At 44.0% G+C, this 16,515-nt stretch carries 16 protein-coding genes; all 16 read right to left on the reverse strand.

The features are described from left to right. Position 1 precedes the first annotated feature (1 nt). Entirely contained in the window at positions 2 to 1,327 is a 1,326-nt protein-coding gene (locus tag JX304_RS01975) for a sensor histidine kinase (RefSeq protein ID WP_205011032.1), read from the reverse strand. After that, positions 1,324 to 1,977: a response regulator transcription factor gene (locus tag JX304_RS01980; protein ID WP_205011033.1), complete on the reverse strand. Its 654-nt coding sequence runs from the start codon at positions 1,975 to 1,977 to the stop codon at positions 1,324 to 1,326. Before JX304_RS01980 ends, JX304_RS01975 begins: the two co-directional genes overlap by 4 nt. 70 nt (positions 1,978 to 2,047) lie before the next feature. After that, on the reverse strand, positions 2,048 to 3,424 hold the full coding sequence (locus tag JX304_RS01985) for an ABC transporter permease (RefSeq protein WP_205011034.1): 1,377 nt from the start codon (positions 3,422 to 3,424) through the stop codon (positions 2,048 to 2,050). A gap of 12 nt (positions 3,425 to 3,436) precedes the next feature. Continuing rightward, the gene (locus JX304_RS01990) at positions 3,437 to 4,078 is read right to left on the reverse strand and encodes an ABC transporter ATP-binding protein (protein ID WP_205011035.1); all 642 of its coding nucleotides are present in this window, start codon (positions 4,076 to 4,078) and stop codon (positions 3,437 to 3,439) included. A gap of 6 nt (positions 4,079 to 4,084) precedes the next feature. Further along, positions 4,085 to 5,347 (reverse strand): ABC transporter permease, encoded by a 1,263-nt coding sequence (locus tag JX304_RS01995; protein WP_205011036.1) that lies wholly within the window; start codon positions 5,345 to 5,347, stop codon positions 4,085 to 4,087. Positions 5,348 to 5,554: 207 nt separating this feature from the next. Next, positions 5,555 to 5,752, reverse strand: coding sequence for a DUF3272 family protein (locus JX304_RS02000; RefSeq protein ID WP_205011037.1), 198 nt, complete (start codon positions 5,750 to 5,752; stop codon positions 5,555 to 5,557). A 38-nt stretch (positions 5,753 to 5,790) separates the two neighbouring features. Continuing rightward, positions 5,791 to 7,467, reverse strand: a complete 1,677-nt coding sequence (gene dnaX, locus JX304_RS02005) for a DNA polymerase III subunit gamma/tau (protein WP_205011038.1) — start codon at positions 7,465 to 7,467, stop codon at positions 5,791 to 5,793. Next, positions 7,467 to 7,964 carry a GAF domain-containing protein gene (locus JX304_RS02010; RefSeq protein WP_345770905.1) on the reverse strand — a complete coding sequence of 166 codons (498 nt, stop codon included), beginning with the start codon at positions 7,962 to 7,964 and terminating at the stop codon, positions 7,467 to 7,469. The genes dnaX and JX304_RS02010 overlap by 1 nt, the downstream gene beginning before the upstream one ends. Before the next feature lie 370 nt (positions 7,965 to 8,334). Then, complete coding sequence (locus JX304_RS02015; RefSeq protein ID WP_205011040.1) at positions 8,335 to 9,015, reverse strand: YoaK family protein; 681 nt, start codon at positions 9,013 to 9,015, stop codon at positions 8,335 to 8,337. Positions 9,016 to 9,209: 194 nt separating this feature from the next. Further along, the gene (gene udk / locus JX304_RS02020) at positions 9,210 to 9,848 is read right to left on the reverse strand and encodes a uridine kinase (RefSeq protein WP_205011041.1); all 639 of its coding nucleotides are present in this window, start codon (positions 9,846 to 9,848) and stop codon (positions 9,210 to 9,212) included. 141 nt (positions 9,849 to 9,989) lie between these two features. After that, positions 9,990 to 11,111 (reverse strand): hypothetical protein, encoded by a 1,122-nt coding sequence (locus JX304_RS02025; RefSeq protein WP_205011042.1) that lies wholly within the window; start codon positions 11,109 to 11,111, stop codon positions 9,990 to 9,992. Positions 11,112 to 11,493: 382 nt separating this feature from the next. After that, positions 11,494 to 12,549 (reverse strand): hypothetical protein, encoded by a 1,056-nt coding sequence (locus tag JX304_RS02030; RefSeq protein ID WP_205011043.1) that lies wholly within the window; start codon positions 12,547 to 12,549, stop codon positions 11,494 to 11,496. Positions 12,550 to 12,673: 124 nt separating this feature from the next. Then, positions 12,674 to 13,720 carry a dTDP-glucose 4,6-dehydratase gene (rfbB, locus tag JX304_RS02035; RefSeq protein WP_205011044.1) on the reverse strand — a complete coding sequence of 349 codons (1,047 nt, stop codon included), beginning with the start codon at positions 13,718 to 13,720 and terminating at the stop codon, positions 12,674 to 12,676. A 265-nt stretch (positions 13,721 to 13,985) separates the two neighbouring features. Beyond that, positions 13,986 to 14,579, reverse strand: a complete 594-nt coding sequence (locus JX304_RS02040) for a dTDP-4-dehydrorhamnose 3,5-epimerase family protein (RefSeq protein ID WP_187540573.1) — start codon at positions 14,577 to 14,579, stop codon at positions 13,986 to 13,988. Next, on the reverse strand, positions 14,579 to 15,448 hold the full coding sequence (gene rfbA / locus JX304_RS02045; RefSeq protein ID WP_200773398.1) for a glucose-1-phosphate thymidylyltransferase RfbA: 870 nt from the start codon (positions 15,446 to 15,448) through the stop codon (positions 14,579 to 14,581). The genes JX304_RS02040 and rfbA overlap by 1 nt, the downstream gene beginning before the upstream one ends. 91 nt (positions 15,449 to 15,539) lie before the next feature. Next, positions 15,540 to 16,364 carry a ZIP family metal transporter gene (locus JX304_RS02050; protein WP_205011045.1) on the reverse strand — a complete coding sequence of 275 codons (825 nt, stop codon included), beginning with the start codon at positions 16,362 to 16,364 and terminating at the stop codon, positions 15,540 to 15,542. Between the last annotated feature and the right edge of the window lie 151 nt (positions 16,365 to 16,515).

Genomic DNA, 16,515 nt, shown 5'->3' on the forward strand with positions numbered 1-16,515 from the left:
TTTATTCTTGAGGCTCTTTAGGCAGTTCCATACGGAAGCATAAGCCCATAGCTGTTTTGTCAAATTGGTAGGCCAGTTCTTCATGGTCCAGCAAGTGTTGGACCACAAAGAGTCCCAGACCACCTTCCTTCTTCTGGCGGCTAGCGGTCATTGGCATCTCAGCGGTCTCTACCATTTCTTGGCTGGTATTTTCAACCGCCAAGTGCGTCCCTTCTTCTTCGAGACGGAGCTGGATCTCTCCACCGGCATCCGAATGCTTAACAGCATTACTGATGACATTTGAGAGGACCAATTTCAGAATGGCTGGGTCCATATAGACTGGTTTGGCTGGGATTTGATTGTCAATCGTAAGCGCGCGGGATTGAGCCAGGACCTTGTACTGGTCGAGGATCTGCTCTAAGACTTGATCCAGCTGGATCCACTCCTTGTCTCCGGCCAATTCTTGGACAGAGGACAGGGACAGGATTTCTAGGACAATCTGGTTCATCTCATCGACGATATCGAGGGAGACCGCCAGATAGCGGTCCCGATCCTTGTAGCGGCCGATCTTATCCCGCATATTTTCTAGGATAATCTTCAAGCTGGCCAGAGGCGTTTTGAGCTCATGCGAAGCTCCCCGTAGGAATTCTACCTTCATCTGCTCCAACTTCAGATTTTCCTGTTTCTGCTGCTCTAGATTGTCGATCACCTCTAAAAGATGGTGATAAAGGTCGTTGATCTGTTGCTTGAGAACGCCAATCTCATCCTGCGAATGAATGGGAAGACTGGCTGTCCGATCCAGCCGCTTCATCCGCTTGGTCATCTGCTTGATTTCAAGGATCGGAGCAGAAATCATGCGGGCATAGAGATAGGAGGCAATCAGCGACAGAACAAAGGAAGCAAGGAGACTATAGGGAAGAAAGCCCAGACTGATATCCCGCGCTTCCTTTTGGGAATCGACGGTCGCTAAGAATTGTAAGGTCAAGTCCTTCCCCTCTTTGGTCTGAATCTTTCGCTCTTCAATGACCAGGGAATTATTCTGGCTATCAGGGTTGACGAGCAGGTCATCCTTGACCTCTAGGGCATTTTGTTTTTCCTTGCCCTTGATCGAGACCTTGATATCATTGGTCTTGGAATAAAGGTCGATGACCGACTCAATGGTTCCTTCTTCCTGACCCTGGAAACTCTTGGCCAGGGCCTGTGATTTATTCAAAATTGTCTGGCGCTGAGACTCGATATAGGTCGATGGAAAAATAAAGTAAACCGAAGCATGTAGAAGGATGACTAAGCTACTAAAAAGGGCAAAGGTGATCAGAAAGATTTTTGCAAAGATACTCCGTTTGGTCATGGTCTCTCCAATTTATAGCCGACATTGCGTACCGTAACGATACAGTCCAGCTCTAGTTTTTTTCGTAGTTCCTTGATATAGACATCGATCACCCGGTCAAAAGGAATCTCCTCCGTCTCCTTCCAGACGGCATCGAGGATCTGAGAGCGGGTCCGGGCCTTACCCTCATGCTGGAGCAAGTATTCCAAGATTTCCAACTCCTTAGCATTCATGGAAATGGCTTGGCCTGCTAGGCTAGCTGTGTAGCTCTCAAAATCCACCCATGCCTCTCCATAGGTGAAGACCCGGGAAGGTTGAAGCTTTTTAAAAATAGCTTCGATACGGACCTTCAAGAGGGACAAGGAGAAGGGTTTTTCCAGATAACCATCTGCCAACTCTCCAAAGGCTGTCAACTTATAGTCCTCGTCATGGAAGGCCGTCAGCATGAGGACAGGGACTGAGCTGGTCTTGCGAATGGTCTTGAGCACTTCCAAGCCATTGAGGATAGGAAGCTGGATATCCAGCAAGACTAAATCTGGTGTCTCTCTGTGAAAGAGGTCCAGGGCCTCCTGCCCATCGCCTGCTTCAAAGACTTCATAGCCACATTCCATGAGATAGTCGCTCATCCCTTCTCGAATCAGGACTTCATCTTCTACGATTAGTATCTTCATACACTTTCCTTTTTATCTAAGAAACTTCTACCTCCTATTATACCCTATTTCTATTTTAGGAAACAATCTCTTATTCGACATCCACAAAGAGTTCCTTTGGTTTCTTATGCAAGAGCCATTGTGAAGAAAGGATAGAAACGAGAATTAAGAGGAGGCCACCGACAAGGACAACTACTAGCAATTGGCTCGGTTGGATGTCCATATGGAGGTCTGTCAGGGTCTTACTGAAGCTTTCCGCCTCAGCTCCTCCACCAAGGTTGGCTGCAGAGGATTCTTGAGCCATTTGTTTGGCAATGCCACTGGTGACGTTTTTGAGCACCGTATCTCCTACTGCTTTGGCAAGAAGACCTGCGACTCCATAGGAGAGGAGGAAGGCTGGAATGGCAATCATGACCAATTCTGTCACAAATTGCCCTGCAATCTGTACCTTAGAAAGCCCTAGAGCCAGCAAGATACCCACTTCTCTGCGACGGGCGTTGAGCCACAAGATAAGGAGAAGGGTGAGAAGCAAGCTAGCAAAGATAAGGCTACCGATAAACAAGTAGTCCGCTACTTGGAACATACTGCTGATGGATTTTTGCAAGGCTGGGTAGTTGGAAGAGCTCTTAACCAAGTCGAAGTAATTCCATGGGATATCCAAGGCTTTGATTTTTTCGATCAAGGCATCCAGATCCTGATCCCCTTTTGCAAAGAAGGTCGCGTCCTCATAGGTAGCTGTTTGGACAGTATTGCCATAGAGTTTGGCAGCTGTATCCAAGTCAGAAATGAGAGTATCTTCATACAATTCTTGGGCGTAAGTGAGAGGAGCTTGGTTTTTTCCTGAGAACAGACCCTTGATGGTCACTTCGACGGTTTCATTAGCTCCTTTTTCATTGTCAGCATCGTATAGGTTGGACTTGAGGCGCACCTTATCGCCTACCTTGAGGCCATTCTTTTTCGCCAAATCTTCGTGCATGAGGATTTGGTTTTTGTCTTTATCCGTCAGGTGCTCCCCTTGGACTAGCTTGTAGGCTCCAGAGACAAACTTATCTTCTTTTGAAGAGTCATTGACCCCTGTCACCATCAAGGTATTCTTGAAGTGCTTAGCCCGCTCTGGAGATTGATTTTGCAGGGTTTCTTCGGTCTCAATAATCTCGTGGTCTAGGATATCTGCGATGGCATTGATCCGCTTGATGGAGGAGATGATCCCCTCTACCTTGCTGATTTTTTCGATATCTTCTCCTCTGAGATTTCCAGCTCCCCTAGGGGTTCCTGGATTGGTCCTGCGGTTGATCTGCATGGAGAAGCTATTGGTGATGGATCCCAGACTTTCCAATGAAGCTTTTTGGGTTGCACCCTTCATGGAGAGTCCTATCAAGCTCAAGGTCCCCATGAGGAGAATAATGGCAAAGAGCAAGAGAGACTTGGGCCATTTACGTGTGATATAAGCAAAAGCATTGCGCAACATAGCATTCCCTCCTTACTTGCTCTTCTCAACGAGGCTACGGCGACTCAATTCCAAGACCACATCAGAGGCCTCTGCCACTTCCTTGCTGTGAGTGACAACGATGACACATTTTTGACGCTCCTTGGCCAATTTCTTCAAAATGGCAATGATATCACCTGCTGTCTGTTCGTCTAGGTTTCCCGTCGGCTCATCTGCCAAGATGACAGGCGCTTCTGAAACGAGTGCACGCGCAATCGCCACCCGTTGCTGCTGCCCTCCGGATAGCTGGAGGACATTGCGTTTGATTTGCGTTTCATCCAATCCCAATTCCAATAGAATGTCTTTCCCAGCTTGTTTGTTGACCAGGCGGACATTTTCAAGTGGCGTCAAATAGTCAATCAGATTGTAATTCTGAAAGACCAGGGAGACATGGTGCTTGCGATGGTAGCTAGCCCCTTTGGTCTGGATGTCCTCCCCATCAAAGAGAACCTGCCCCTCCTTGGGATTGTCCAGACCAGCCAGGAGGGAGAGGAGGGTCGATTTCCCTGCTCCAGACTGACCGATAATGCTGTAAAATGTCCCATTTTTGAACTGATAGTTCACGTCTGAGAAGATCTCTTCTTGGTAGCTTTGGTAGCTATAGGATACATGTTTGAGTTCTAACATAGGTGTCATTTCTCCTTAACTCATTTTTGTTAATATTTCTTTTGGGGTCTTGCGCCAGATCAAGCTAGTGGTTGCACCGAGCGACAGAAGGATCAAGCACAAGAGGCTAGCATAGGCGATTCCTAAGGAAAGGCCTTGAGGGATTTGATGAAGCAAGTCTAGGGTCTGCTGTTGACCGGTCTGTCCGACAAACTGCTCTAAGAAACGATGACTGACCATCCGCCCGATGAGAAAGGCCGGAATCACCGCTAGTAAGGATACCAGCACCACTTCCAAGAGGAACTGTCCAAAGATCCGGCCCTTGCTCTTCCCAATGGATAAGAGCACCCCGATTTCATGGATCCGCTCCCGTGTCCAGAGACTGAGTAAGAGCGATAGGGCACCTGCTCCTGTCACTAGGAGGACGATCATCATGATCCGTACCAGGCCTTCTAAGGTCTGAGAGGATTCTTTCATCTGGTCAAAGGCCTTGCGATCTTCGACCAAACGGAGAGACTGCCAATCCAGATCCAAGCTTTTAACTTGCTTCAAGAGAGCATCGATTTTCTCAGGATCTTTGACCCCGAAGGTGACCTGGGTCACTGCTTGCTGACTGAGACCTAGGAGCTTGGCTGCATCCTCATAAGGAAGGTAGACTTGGTTTTCACTCAGATCAGAAGTCATTCCTGTGAATTTTTCCTGTTTCTTACCCGAAAAGATCCCTACGATTTTAAAAGTTTGCTCTTTGGCAGAAGTCTCTCCCATCTGAAAGCTGGATAAGGTCAAGGAATCTCCGACCTTTAGCTTGTTCTTCTTAGCCAACTCTTGGTGGATCAAGATCTGGCCACGCGCCTTATCGGATAAGTGCTTGCCTTGCACCAGTTGGAAACTGCCACTGCGGAAATCCAGGTGCTGGTCTGTCTTCTGGGTAAAGACAGCGCCTAGCGCTTGCTTTGCTTCCTGCCCCAGATCATCCCGCTCTACCGACTGCTGTCCAGTCACCGCTTCTTTCCCAAGAATACGAACGGGACTTTCATATTGAGGAACCATGCCTCCTACCCCAGAAAGCTCTTGCACCTTTTCAGCTTCCTTCAGAGCAAAGGGAGTATTCCCCTGTTTACTGGTCAGGGCAAAGCTAGTCCCAGCCGACTGCTTGATATGATCCTCCAGCCTTCCTCCCACTTGCATCAGTGAAAAACAGAAATACAAGCAAGAGAGGATCAAGAGGAGAATCAGAAAGAGGACCAGATTCCTCGTTCTTTTTCGAGAAATATAGGCGATTGCCTGTTGTAAGAGCATGATCTTACCCTCCATTTCAAGGTCCACAGTAATGCAATGTGGACGCTTTCATCATTTGTTGCTTTCATTATAGAGGACAAATGTGAAATGTTTATGAAATAGAAAAACTTTCCTAGAAAAATCTAGGAAAGTTGAGCAGTCGTTCAGAGTTACTTCATCTATCGCCATAGAAAAAAACCTTTGAAAAAAGATTTCTTTTCAAAGGTTTTATTTTCTTTTCTTCTTCATTTCTTTTTCAATCGCACTAGCAATTTTCTCCACCATATAGGCCGTTTGGAGATTGTGCAAGATCAAGAGGGCCCAAAAGAATGCAAAGAGCATCTGACCCGCCATGGTCGCTTCATTGAAAAAATAAGTCTCCATAGCAGTAAAGACTGCTAGCACTGCAAATTGTTTTCTATTCATAACCTCATTTTACCATGAATCCGTCAAAAATTCATGTATTAATCGTCTTGAAGAGTAATTTTATCGGATAAGAAGGTAAATTCCTCAGGGATGATGCTTTCCTCTTCTTCCACCACTTCCGCTTTTTGTCCACGCGTCTTAGCTGAAAACTCTGCCCGGATTTGAGTCCACTCCTCTAGAGAAACCGCTAGAATCTCTGGAGAAAAGCCAGCAGCATTACTGAGGATATTTCCAAACATGGTATTGAGATTGTCCCGCTTCATGGTCTGTTCAGCATTAAAGGCAGACTCAAAGGCTAAAATCGCATGATTTTCATTGGCAGCGACTGGCTGGGATCCGATCAAGAGGGCCTTATCTGCACCTGCCAAGCTCTCGATAATTTCCCCCCATGCATTCTGAAGACGGATCAAGTTGGTTCGTGCCAACTCAGGGTTTTCGACTGCTTCTTGTAAAATCGCGTTGACCTTATTTCGATCTGCCCGATAGCCCTTGCTAGACTTGGTTGAACGAGCTACCGCTGGTTTCGAAGCAGGAAGACTGTTACCTGTTTGCGCTAACTGTTGCTTGAGTTGAGCGACTTCCTTCTTCAAGTCTTCCAGTTGAGCCAGCACATTGGAAGGAACCTCCACAGCTGCTGAGTTAGTAGCTTGAGCCGTACTTTCAGCCAATTTAATGGTCATCATTTCAGTATAAATGCGCGGTTGCAAACTATTTTTGATATCGGCTAGACTAGTCGTCGCCTGATCAATCAGAGCAAAGAGACGAGCTTGATTGGCTGCAAGGTTGGCCGCAAACAAATCACTAGCATGGGTATTTTCTCCACCTGTCTGAACAATCAAGAGATCTCTCAGGTATTGAAGTAAGTCCGCGACAAAACGAGCCATATTCTTGCCATTATCAAAGATAATTGCAAGTTGGTCCAGCGCAGCTGTCGCATCATGAGCCAGGATAGCAGCCACGTACTGATCGAGCGCAGCTAGGCTAATAGAGCCAGTAATCTCTTCTGCAATAGCTGTTGTCAATTCACTACCCGCAGTCAGGCTCAGGGCTTGGTCCAAAATGGACAAAGCGTCCCGCATCCCACCTTCAGCTCGCCGGGCGATGATCTGCACAGCATCTGCTTCATAGGCAATCCCTTCAGTAGCTAAGATACTTTCCAAATGGTGAACGATATCTGGCAGTTTGATAGATTTGAATTCAAAACGTTGCACTCGTGAAAGGATGGTCGCAGGAATCTTGTGTAACTCCGTTGTTGCGAGGATAAAGACGACATTTTCTGTCGGCTCTTCCAGCGTCTTCAACAAGGCATTAAAAGCCCCTGTCGAGAGCATGTGGACCTCATCGATAATGTAGACTTTGTGCTTGGCTAGACTTGGAGCATAGGTCGACTTGTCGCGAATATCGCGAATTTCATCGACCCCATTGTTAGAAGCTGCATCGATCTCGATAACATCTTCAAGACTCCCATTGGTAATAGATTCACAGATATAGCAGTCGTTACACGGCTCCCCATTGACTTGATTGGGACAGTTCATGGCCTTAGCAAAGATCTTGGCCACACTCGTTTTCCCAGTTCCACGAGGTCCAGAAAAGAGATAGGCATGGCTGATCTTATCCTGCTCGACGGCCTGCCTCAATGTCCGTGCCACCACTTGCTGGCCGACCAATTGACCAAAGGTCTGGCTACGGTATTTCCGATATAAAGCTTGATACATTAGTTCTTAACTCCAAACATCTTAAAGTCCCAATTTGTCTTTTCGATCAAGATGGTGACAAACTCTTCCAAATACTCTTGATCCAGCTGATCATAGTCAGAGACGCATTCTGAGTCCAGGTCTAAAACCCCAAGGAGCTGGCCGTCCTTGACCATAGGCACCACAATTTCACTCATGGCACGGCTATCACAGGAAATATAGTTGGCATGTTGGCGCACATCATCGACAATCATGGTTTCTTGCTTTTGAGCTGCTTCTCCACAGACACCCTTTCCAAGAGCGATGTGGACACAAGAAACGCCTCCCTGAAAGGGTCCCAAGATTAATTCCGTTTGGTCATACAAATAAAAACCCGCAAAGACAGAACGAGGCAGGGCTTGATTTAAGAGAGCACTGGCATTAGACAAATTGGCCAAGGCATTGCTTTCTCCTGTTAAGAGAGCGTCTAACTGTGCCAGTAAAAGTTGGTATTGTGATTCTTTTTCCGAATGTTTCATACCTTTCATTATACCAAATCTTTGCCCAAAAATTAAGCTTCAAACAGCAAAAGAAAAGAGAGTGGGACAGAAATCGGTCATTCGTTAGAATTCGATTTCGTCGTTCCACCTCCGCACAGTTGAGTAGGGCTGTAAAAGCTGATGAAATCAGCGCAGTAGAGCCCACTCAACCACTGCGTCTTGCTCGACAATTCAAAGACAATTGATAGGCTAGGACTTTTGTCCCAGCCTCTGGAATATAGATAAAGTTATCTTAAAACTTTTCTCACGGCGGAAAGTTTCAATATTTTCTTGATTCATTTTAAAAATGAAATCTCAGTTTTATTTCTTTGCAGAATCATTTAACTCATTCTTCTAAAAATTATTTTATCTATTCACGCCGCCGATTGAAGTGAAAGACTTCAAAATATTGAATGGCCCGGTAGATTAAAAAAATGGTCAAGATGATGGCCACCAGCCAAATCGTCTTTAGTCCATAAAACTGGATCAAGTAGGTCGAAAAGATGGCCCCAAAGACGAAACTCCCGATCAAGCAGGTCATAAAGATGGCTTCCCAAAAGAATTTCATCTCCCTGTCTCTAACAAAATTCCCATAAGCCACCATGGTTTTCTTAAGATTTCCCGTCATGAAGGAATGATTATAGGCATAGCCATCTACTTCTCCAAATGAGGTCGCTACGATTCCCAAACTCAATCCAAAAAAGGGGACGATAAAGACATTCTTAACCGATGCTGGCAGAAATCCCGTAATCAACGTTGTGAGGATAAAGGGCACTAAGGTACTGAGGCGCCAGACTGAATTGTCAATCAAGCGACGCAAAACCGTCATCAAAAAAATTCCCATCATAAAGGCCAGCATGGTCGCTAACTTTACTTCTACATCTGAGATCTGATGACCAATCAAGCCGACCGATAGAAAGACCACATTTCCCGTCTGGCCGGCTGCCAAGGTTCCACCCCGACAGATAAAGGTATAAGCATCTGAAAAACCAGCACACATGGTCAATAAACAAGCGAACGCCTTGGTCCGCGAATGAAACTCCCTTTTCATTTATCTTCTCCCTAGGAAAAAGAAGGAGTGGTAGAAAATGTTTAAATAAACATTTCTCATACCACCCCCACAAAGTTGATTGAGAATTCTTTCGAGCTTTTACGCGAATGAAGAGTCTCACCAACTACTGCGACATTCCGTCATTCCAACTATTGGTATAGGATTGGAGATCGATTGCCCTCTTTCTCCTATTTTTATTTTCCCTCACGCGCTTCGTTGAGGATTTTCTCAATCTTGGTTGTGATCAAATCAATCGCAACCGTATTGCTGACACCTTCCGGGATAATGACATCCGCATAGCGCTTGGTTGGCTCAATGAACTGATGGTACATGGGTTTCACCACTCCAAGGTACTGCTCAATGACGCTATCGAGACTCCGTCCACGCTCCTCCATATCGCGCTTGATCCGGCGAATGATCCGAACATCATCATCCGTATCAACGAAAATTTTGATGTCCATCAAGTCTCGAAGGCGCTTGTCTTCAAGGACCAAAATCCCCTCTACGATAAAGACATCCTGCGGTTCCTGACGATAGGTCTTATTACTACGCGTATGCGCAGCATAGTCATAGGTTGGGATATCCACCGGGCGACCTGCTAACAGTTCATTGATCTGTGCAATCATCAAATCTGTATCAAAGGCAAAAGGATGGTCATAGTTGGTCTTGATCCGCTCCTCAAAGGTCAAATGACTTTGGTCCTTGTAATAAGAATCATGCTCAATCATAGCAATCTTTTCATTCGGAAAATTAGCCAAAATGGCACGAGACACACTGGTCTTTCCACCACCAGAACCACCAGTAACACCAATAATAATAGGTCTATTTTGCATTTTCTACTCCATTACCTCTAATCGCTTGAAAAGGTCCTAACCTCTCCACTACATCTTATCTATTTTACCATATTTTTACCTAGACATGAATCATTTTTTCCGATGAAATTTAGAGTAGAAAAGGACCTTGTGGTCCTTTCATTATTTCACTTTTTCTAATTTTCCATTGTAATCAAAATGATTGGTTAAAACAACAATTGTTTTTCCACCATTTGTTACTAGAAAGTAAAAATAATCCCCAACTTTTTTGTAAATATCTTTTGGATTATTTACATGATATCCCTGAGATTCCAATTTTGATTGAATTTCATAGAATTTTTCTTTAAATTTTTCTTCGCTAAATTTTTCTCCATTTTTAAGGGCTTCATCTTTTTCAGCCTCCTCAAGAGAATAAACTGCAAATACTTCTGGATCAGATTGTCTTCTTGTTAAAATACCATTTTTACTAATTGTAATTGTTTCGTTATAAGAATTATTTTCATTATACATATTCCACTTTCCAACAAACGCTTGAGACATAGCGACTTTACGATAAGTCATGGCTTTTTTCAATTCCTTTGGTTCAAAATATAGAGATCTCAATCTATATCTATCATTCGTAAACGAAACCATGGTTCCATCTTGTTGAATAAGATTATAATAGGTATTTTTCTCACTGTGAGCAACAATAACTTCTTTCGTTTTTAAACTAAAAATACGATCAAAATCTTTTAGTGAATTAAGATCAGACTTATTCACTTTTTCTAAAAATTGAGAGAGTTCCTTATTAGCTTTATCTCCTTTTGTTAATGATTGAATTTTAATATTTCCATCTTTTATCATTCCTTTTTGATTCGTTTCATACACAATCGCATCCGAATCTGAAATGTTTGACCAAATGCCATCTAGACTTGGTCCACCTGTAAAGAAAAAGATCCAAACAAGAGTGATTGCCGTAACAATAGCAACGACTGCAAGACCGAACTTTGTTGGTTTATTGAAAGACAATGTCGATCTTTTTGGTCTTGGAACAGGTTGCAAGACTTTCGCCGATGGTTGCGGTTGGACAAAAGCTGTAGACTCTTGTGCGCTAGGTGCAACAGGTGCTTCTTGAGCAGGAGCCTGCGCTTCAGCTGCCGGAGCTGGTGCCTCAGTTGCTGAAGTCGGCGCTTCTTTTCGCTCTACGACAAACTCCCCTTTTTCACGCGCTGCTTGAAATTCTTGCATGCTTGGCTTACGACCATTGATCGCTTCAAAGTATTCAACCCAATCGTTTTGATTCATCATATCCCCCTTATTGATTCATCTTAAAAACTAACCATATTATACCACAAATCCATGGTTAATTTCGTGATTTTCAGAAAATAAAAGAAAAGGACCTTTCGGCCCTTTGAGAGCATAGACAACTGTTCTTTTTAACAACTCTAATAAATTCTATAAAATAAAAAAATTTATTCGTTAAAATTATTAAATCATCTACTGAAACTTTCCGCTGTGAGAAAAGTGCCTGAAGCTTAATAGTTCAGGCACTCGGAATTATTGAGACCCTAGGCTCAATAATTAGTCATGGAACTTCTTTGAAGTTCGCTGACGTCCGTACTCACCTAAGGAAAGTTTCTAAGATGACTTTGTCTTCAGTCTGAAAGGACCTTTTGGTCCATCTAATTTATTTCACTTTTTCCAATTTTTCAACTAAATGATAGTCTTCTGTGAAAACAAGGACTGTCTTCCCTCCATTTACAGGGACATAATAAAAATCAGATCCTAGTTGTTTGTAGACGTCTTTCATACTATATAATTGATAATCTTGAGAATCCACCGCATCTTGAAGATCCTCAAAGACCTCATTCACTTTGTCAGCTGACTTTTCTTGATCAAACTTACTGGAAGGCATTTTTTGGAGCTCTTCTAGGGTATAAAAAGCCGTACCTTCGCTGCTATCAAATTCACTATAAGTAAGAATGCCACGAGCATTTAATTCAAGGTAATTGGTTTCATCGTCATAAGAACGCTCAATTTTCCATTTCCCAAGGAGCACTTTAGGAATTTCTGTCTTGTGAAAAATAGCATTTTTCTTAAAGCTCTCTGAATGATCACTATAGGTCACCAAATCCATCAAGTCATTGGCTAAAATCACATTGGTCCCATTACTTTGGAGTAGATTATAAACAAGCCCATGCTCGTCTTTAATGATGACAACTTCCCTCGTGTGGAGGTCAAATTTTCTATCAACATCAGCTAAGGTCTTCAGCTTGGAGTAGTTTAACTGGTTTAAAGCTTTCTGAAACTCTTGGCTCGCTTCCTTCCCCTTATAAACTTTTTCAATCTTATACTTACCATTAGATCGTGGCTCTTCTTGATTTAATTCATAAACTACTGCTGTTGAATCAGCAGGCCCAACCCAAATTCCTTCCAAACTTGGAGTCGGTTGGAAGAAAAAGAAGTAAGCCAATACAATAACGGCTAGTATTCCCACACCTGATAAAGCCCATTTTGTCTGCTTATTCCATTTCACACGAAACCGTTTATCACTTGGAGTTGAAGGGGTCAATTGAACTCCCTTCTCTTGTGATACTGTAGTGGATGTAGCTGGCTCTTCGAGTCTTGTTTCTTTTCGTTCTACCAGAAACTCTCCTGCTTCCCGAGCTGCTTGGAACTCTTGTAGACTCGGCTTCCGGTTATGGAGTGCTTCAAAATAGTCAACCCAATCTTTTTGATTCATCTATTCCTCCTAATTGATAAATGTTTTCAACCTGATCCTATTATACCATACACGGAAGATCTCTCACTCATTTTCAGAAAATAAAAGAAAAAGTCCAAGAAATTTTCTACTTGGACTTTCTTCCTTATTTCAAAACTTTTTGTGTTTTCGCGTAGTTAGCTTCTACAGCTTCTTTTTCAGCTTTCCACCAGTCTTGGTGATCGGTGTACCACTTGATCGTTTCTTCCAAACCTGCTTCGAAGTTTGTGAATTGTGGTTCCCAACCTAATTCTTCACGCAATTTTGTTGAATCAATCGCGTAACGCAAATCGTGACCAGCACGGTCTGTTACACGGTCGTAAGCATCTCTTGGTTGACCCATTTTTTCAAGGATGAGTTCAAGCACTTCCTTATTGTTCTTTTCACCGTCAGCACCGATTAAGTAAGTTTCACCGATACGGCCCTTGGTAAGAATAGCCCAAACACCAGTTGAGTGGTCGTTGGTGTGGATCCAGTCACGGACGTTCTTCCCTTCACCGTAAAGTTTTGGCTTGATACCCGACAAGATATTGGTGATTTGACGTGGGATGAACTTCTCGATGTGTTGGTATGGTCCGTAGTTGTTTGAACAGTTAGAAATCGTTGCTTTGACACCAAAGGAACGTACCCAAGCCTTCACAATCAAGTCTGAAGCAGCCTTGGTTGATGAATAAGGGGAAGATGGATTGTATTTGGTTTCCGCAGTGAATTTTTCACCAGGACCTTCACCATGTCCAGGAAGATCCTCACGCAATGGAAGGTCTCCATACACTTCGTCTGTTGACACGTGGTGGAAACGAAGATCATACTTACGAGCCGCTTCCAAGAGTGTATAAGTTCCAACAAAGTTGGTGTAGATAAATGGAGATGGATCTTTGAGGGAGTTATCATTGTGGCTTTCAGCCGCATAGTGAACAATGGCATCAGCCTTAGCAGCCAATTTATCGACCAATTCAGCGTCAGCAATATCACCCACAACCAATTCAACACGATCTCCAAGGATTTCTTCGATATTGGCACGGTTCCCAGCATAAGTAAGTTTGTCCAAGACTGTTACATGCACGTCTGGATGGTTGTTGTAGACATAGTGTACGAAGTTTGAACCGATGAAACCAGCGCCACCGGTTACGATGATATGTTTGTATTCAGTCATTTTTTCTCCAAAAATAATAGTTTATTTTTAAACTTTAAATCAATCTTTTTTAGCTTTCCTTAGGTGAGTACGGACGTCAGCGAACTTCGAAGAAGTTCCATGACTAAGTTTTGAGCCTAGTGTCTCAAAACTTCCGAGCACCTGAAACAAAAATAGTTCAGGTGCTTTTCTCACGGCGGAAAGCTAAGTATATAACTCGCTTCGCTCGTTTATAGCAAAGCTAAAAACTATAGAATGCTTTCTTTGATTGTTTAAAGAGCTATTTTTACAAATCTTCTGCTTTTAGGGGTTTGACGTCTTTGAGTAGTGGGTGATTCTTGTCTGCTTCTGAGACTTCTGCTTCTTCCAAGTTTTCCCATTGGATGTCTAGGCTTGGGTCTGCGTAATTAACAAATGCATATTTTGGCTTGAGTTCCAATGCCCAGTAGTCATTGACTAAGTATGTATAAGCTACTTTATCCGTCAAAACTTGGAATCCATTAGCAACGCCACGAGGGACGAAGATCCCTTTGGAAGCATCGATCACAGTTTGGTAAGTGTTCCCGAAGGTCTCGCCTTCCCGAAGGTCTACCCAAGTTCCAAGGACCTTTCCTTCATCTGCTACAGAGATGTACTTGTCCCAGGGCTCTGCATGCAAGCCACGCAAAACATTCTTACGAGAGAATGAAATATTGTTTTGCAACTTACCTTCTGCAAAGAAACTTTCAGGGAAGCCAAGAGGAAGCATTTTTTCTTTTTGGAAATTTTCTTTAAACCAACCACGGTTGTCCCCATGAACGGGAATATCGAATTCCAACATACCTGGAATGGCTTCAATCTTGCGTGCTGCTAGTTCTTTTCCGAAAAATTGTTCTGTCATTAAGCTTCTCCAATCAAACGGAGCAAATATTGTCCGTATTCGTTTTTCTTCAGTGGTTGCGCCAATTCATGAACTTGTTCTTTGGTAATATAGCCCATGCGATAGGCAATTTCTTCAAGATTGGCTACTTGAACATTTTGCAAGCGTTGAACGGTCTCGATATATTGAGAAGCTTGCAAGAGGCTTTCGTGGGTTCCAGTATCCAACCAGGCAAAACCACGGCCCATGAGTTCCACAGAGAGATCTCCACGCTCTAAATAAGCCTTGTTAACATCTGTGATTTCAAGCTCTCCACGAGGACTTGGTTTGATGTTTTTGGCAATTTCGACCACATCATTGTCATAGAAGTAAAGTCCTGTCACCGCAAAGTGAGACTTCGGATGTTCTGGTTTTTCTTCGATAGAGATGGCATTCATCTCATCATCGAACTCAACCACACCAAAACGTTCTGGGTCTTTGACTTGGTAACCAAAGACAGTTGCCCCTTTTTCTTTTGCTTCTGCCCGTTGCAACATGGCTGTCAAGCCATTCCCATGGAAAATATTGTCCCCAAGAATAAGGGCTACATGATCGTCACCGATAAAGTCTTCCCCAATGATGAAGGCTTGGGCCAAGCCATCAGGACTTGGTTGCTCTGCATAAGAGAGAGAAATGCCGAGTTCAGAACCATCTCCAAGAAGCTCTTCAAAACGAGGAAGATCCTGCGGAGTTGAGATGATCAGGATTTCTTTGATCCCCGCCAACATTAGAGTTGAAAGCGGATAGTAGATCATTGGTTTGTCATAGATGGGCATCAATTGTTTGGAAGCTGCGCGTGTCAATGGGTACAAGCGAGTTCCAGAGCCACCAGCTAGAATAATACCTTTCATAATTACAGGCCTTTCTACGTAGTCATTACCCTTATTTTATCATGTTTATATAAAAAAGTCACCTTGCATCTATGGTACAAGGTGATCTCATTTATCCCAAAGCGACGTCTAGGATCATCATAATGACAAAGCCGACCATAAGCCCCAGGGTTGCCACGTCTGTGTTGCCATTGGTCTGTGAATCTGGGATCAACTCCTCAACTACCACAAAGATCATCGCACCTGCCGCAAAGGAGAGGGCGTAAGGCAGGATAGCCGTCATGGATAAGACCGCTACTGCTCCTAGCAGAGCTCCTACTGGCTCCACGATGGCTGACATGGAACCCCAATAAAAGGCATTGAGACGGGATTTCCCATCGGTCCGAATCGGGATCGAAAGGGCAGCTCCTTCTGGGATATTCTGCAAGCCAATCCCAATAGCCAGGCCGATAGCCCCGATAAAGGCTTCTGGACTAGGATTACTCGCGAAGGCTCCAAAGGCCACTCCGACCGCCAAGCCTTCTGGGAAATTGTGGATGGTAATGGCGAGAAAGAGGAGGGTCGTTTTCGACAACTTCTTCTCCCGCGGCGTATGGATGCTCTCAGCCTCCTCAATCTCCTTACTCATATGAAGGTGAGGGACGATGGCGTCGATCAAGCGGAGGAAAAATCCTCCAGCTAGAAAACCGATCGCAGCTGGCAACCAAGCCAAGCTCCCGTAGCTCGTCTCTGCATGCTCAATCGAGGGTTGCAAGAGCGACCAAAACGATGCCGCAATCATGACCCCTGCCGCAAAGCCCATCATGATGTCCAGTAATTTTCGACTAATTTGCTTGAAGAAAAAGACGATGGCGGACCCGACAATGGTACAGCCCCATGTAAACAATCCTGCGAGAAAGGCCTGTAAGACCACGGATTGTGATTGAAACCAATTCATAACAACTCCCATTTTCTTGTTGATTCACTTGTTCTATTCTACTATTTTTATCCGAATGAAGGAAGGTCTTTCGAAAAAAAGAGAGTGGGACAGAAATCGGTCATTCGTTAGAATTCGATTTCGTCGTCCCACCTCCGCACAGTTGAGTAGG

Source organism: Streptococcus parasanguinis (assembly GCF_901875555.1).
GTDB lineage: Bacteria > Bacillota > Bacilli > Lactobacillales > Streptococcaceae > Streptococcus > Streptococcus parasanguinis_H.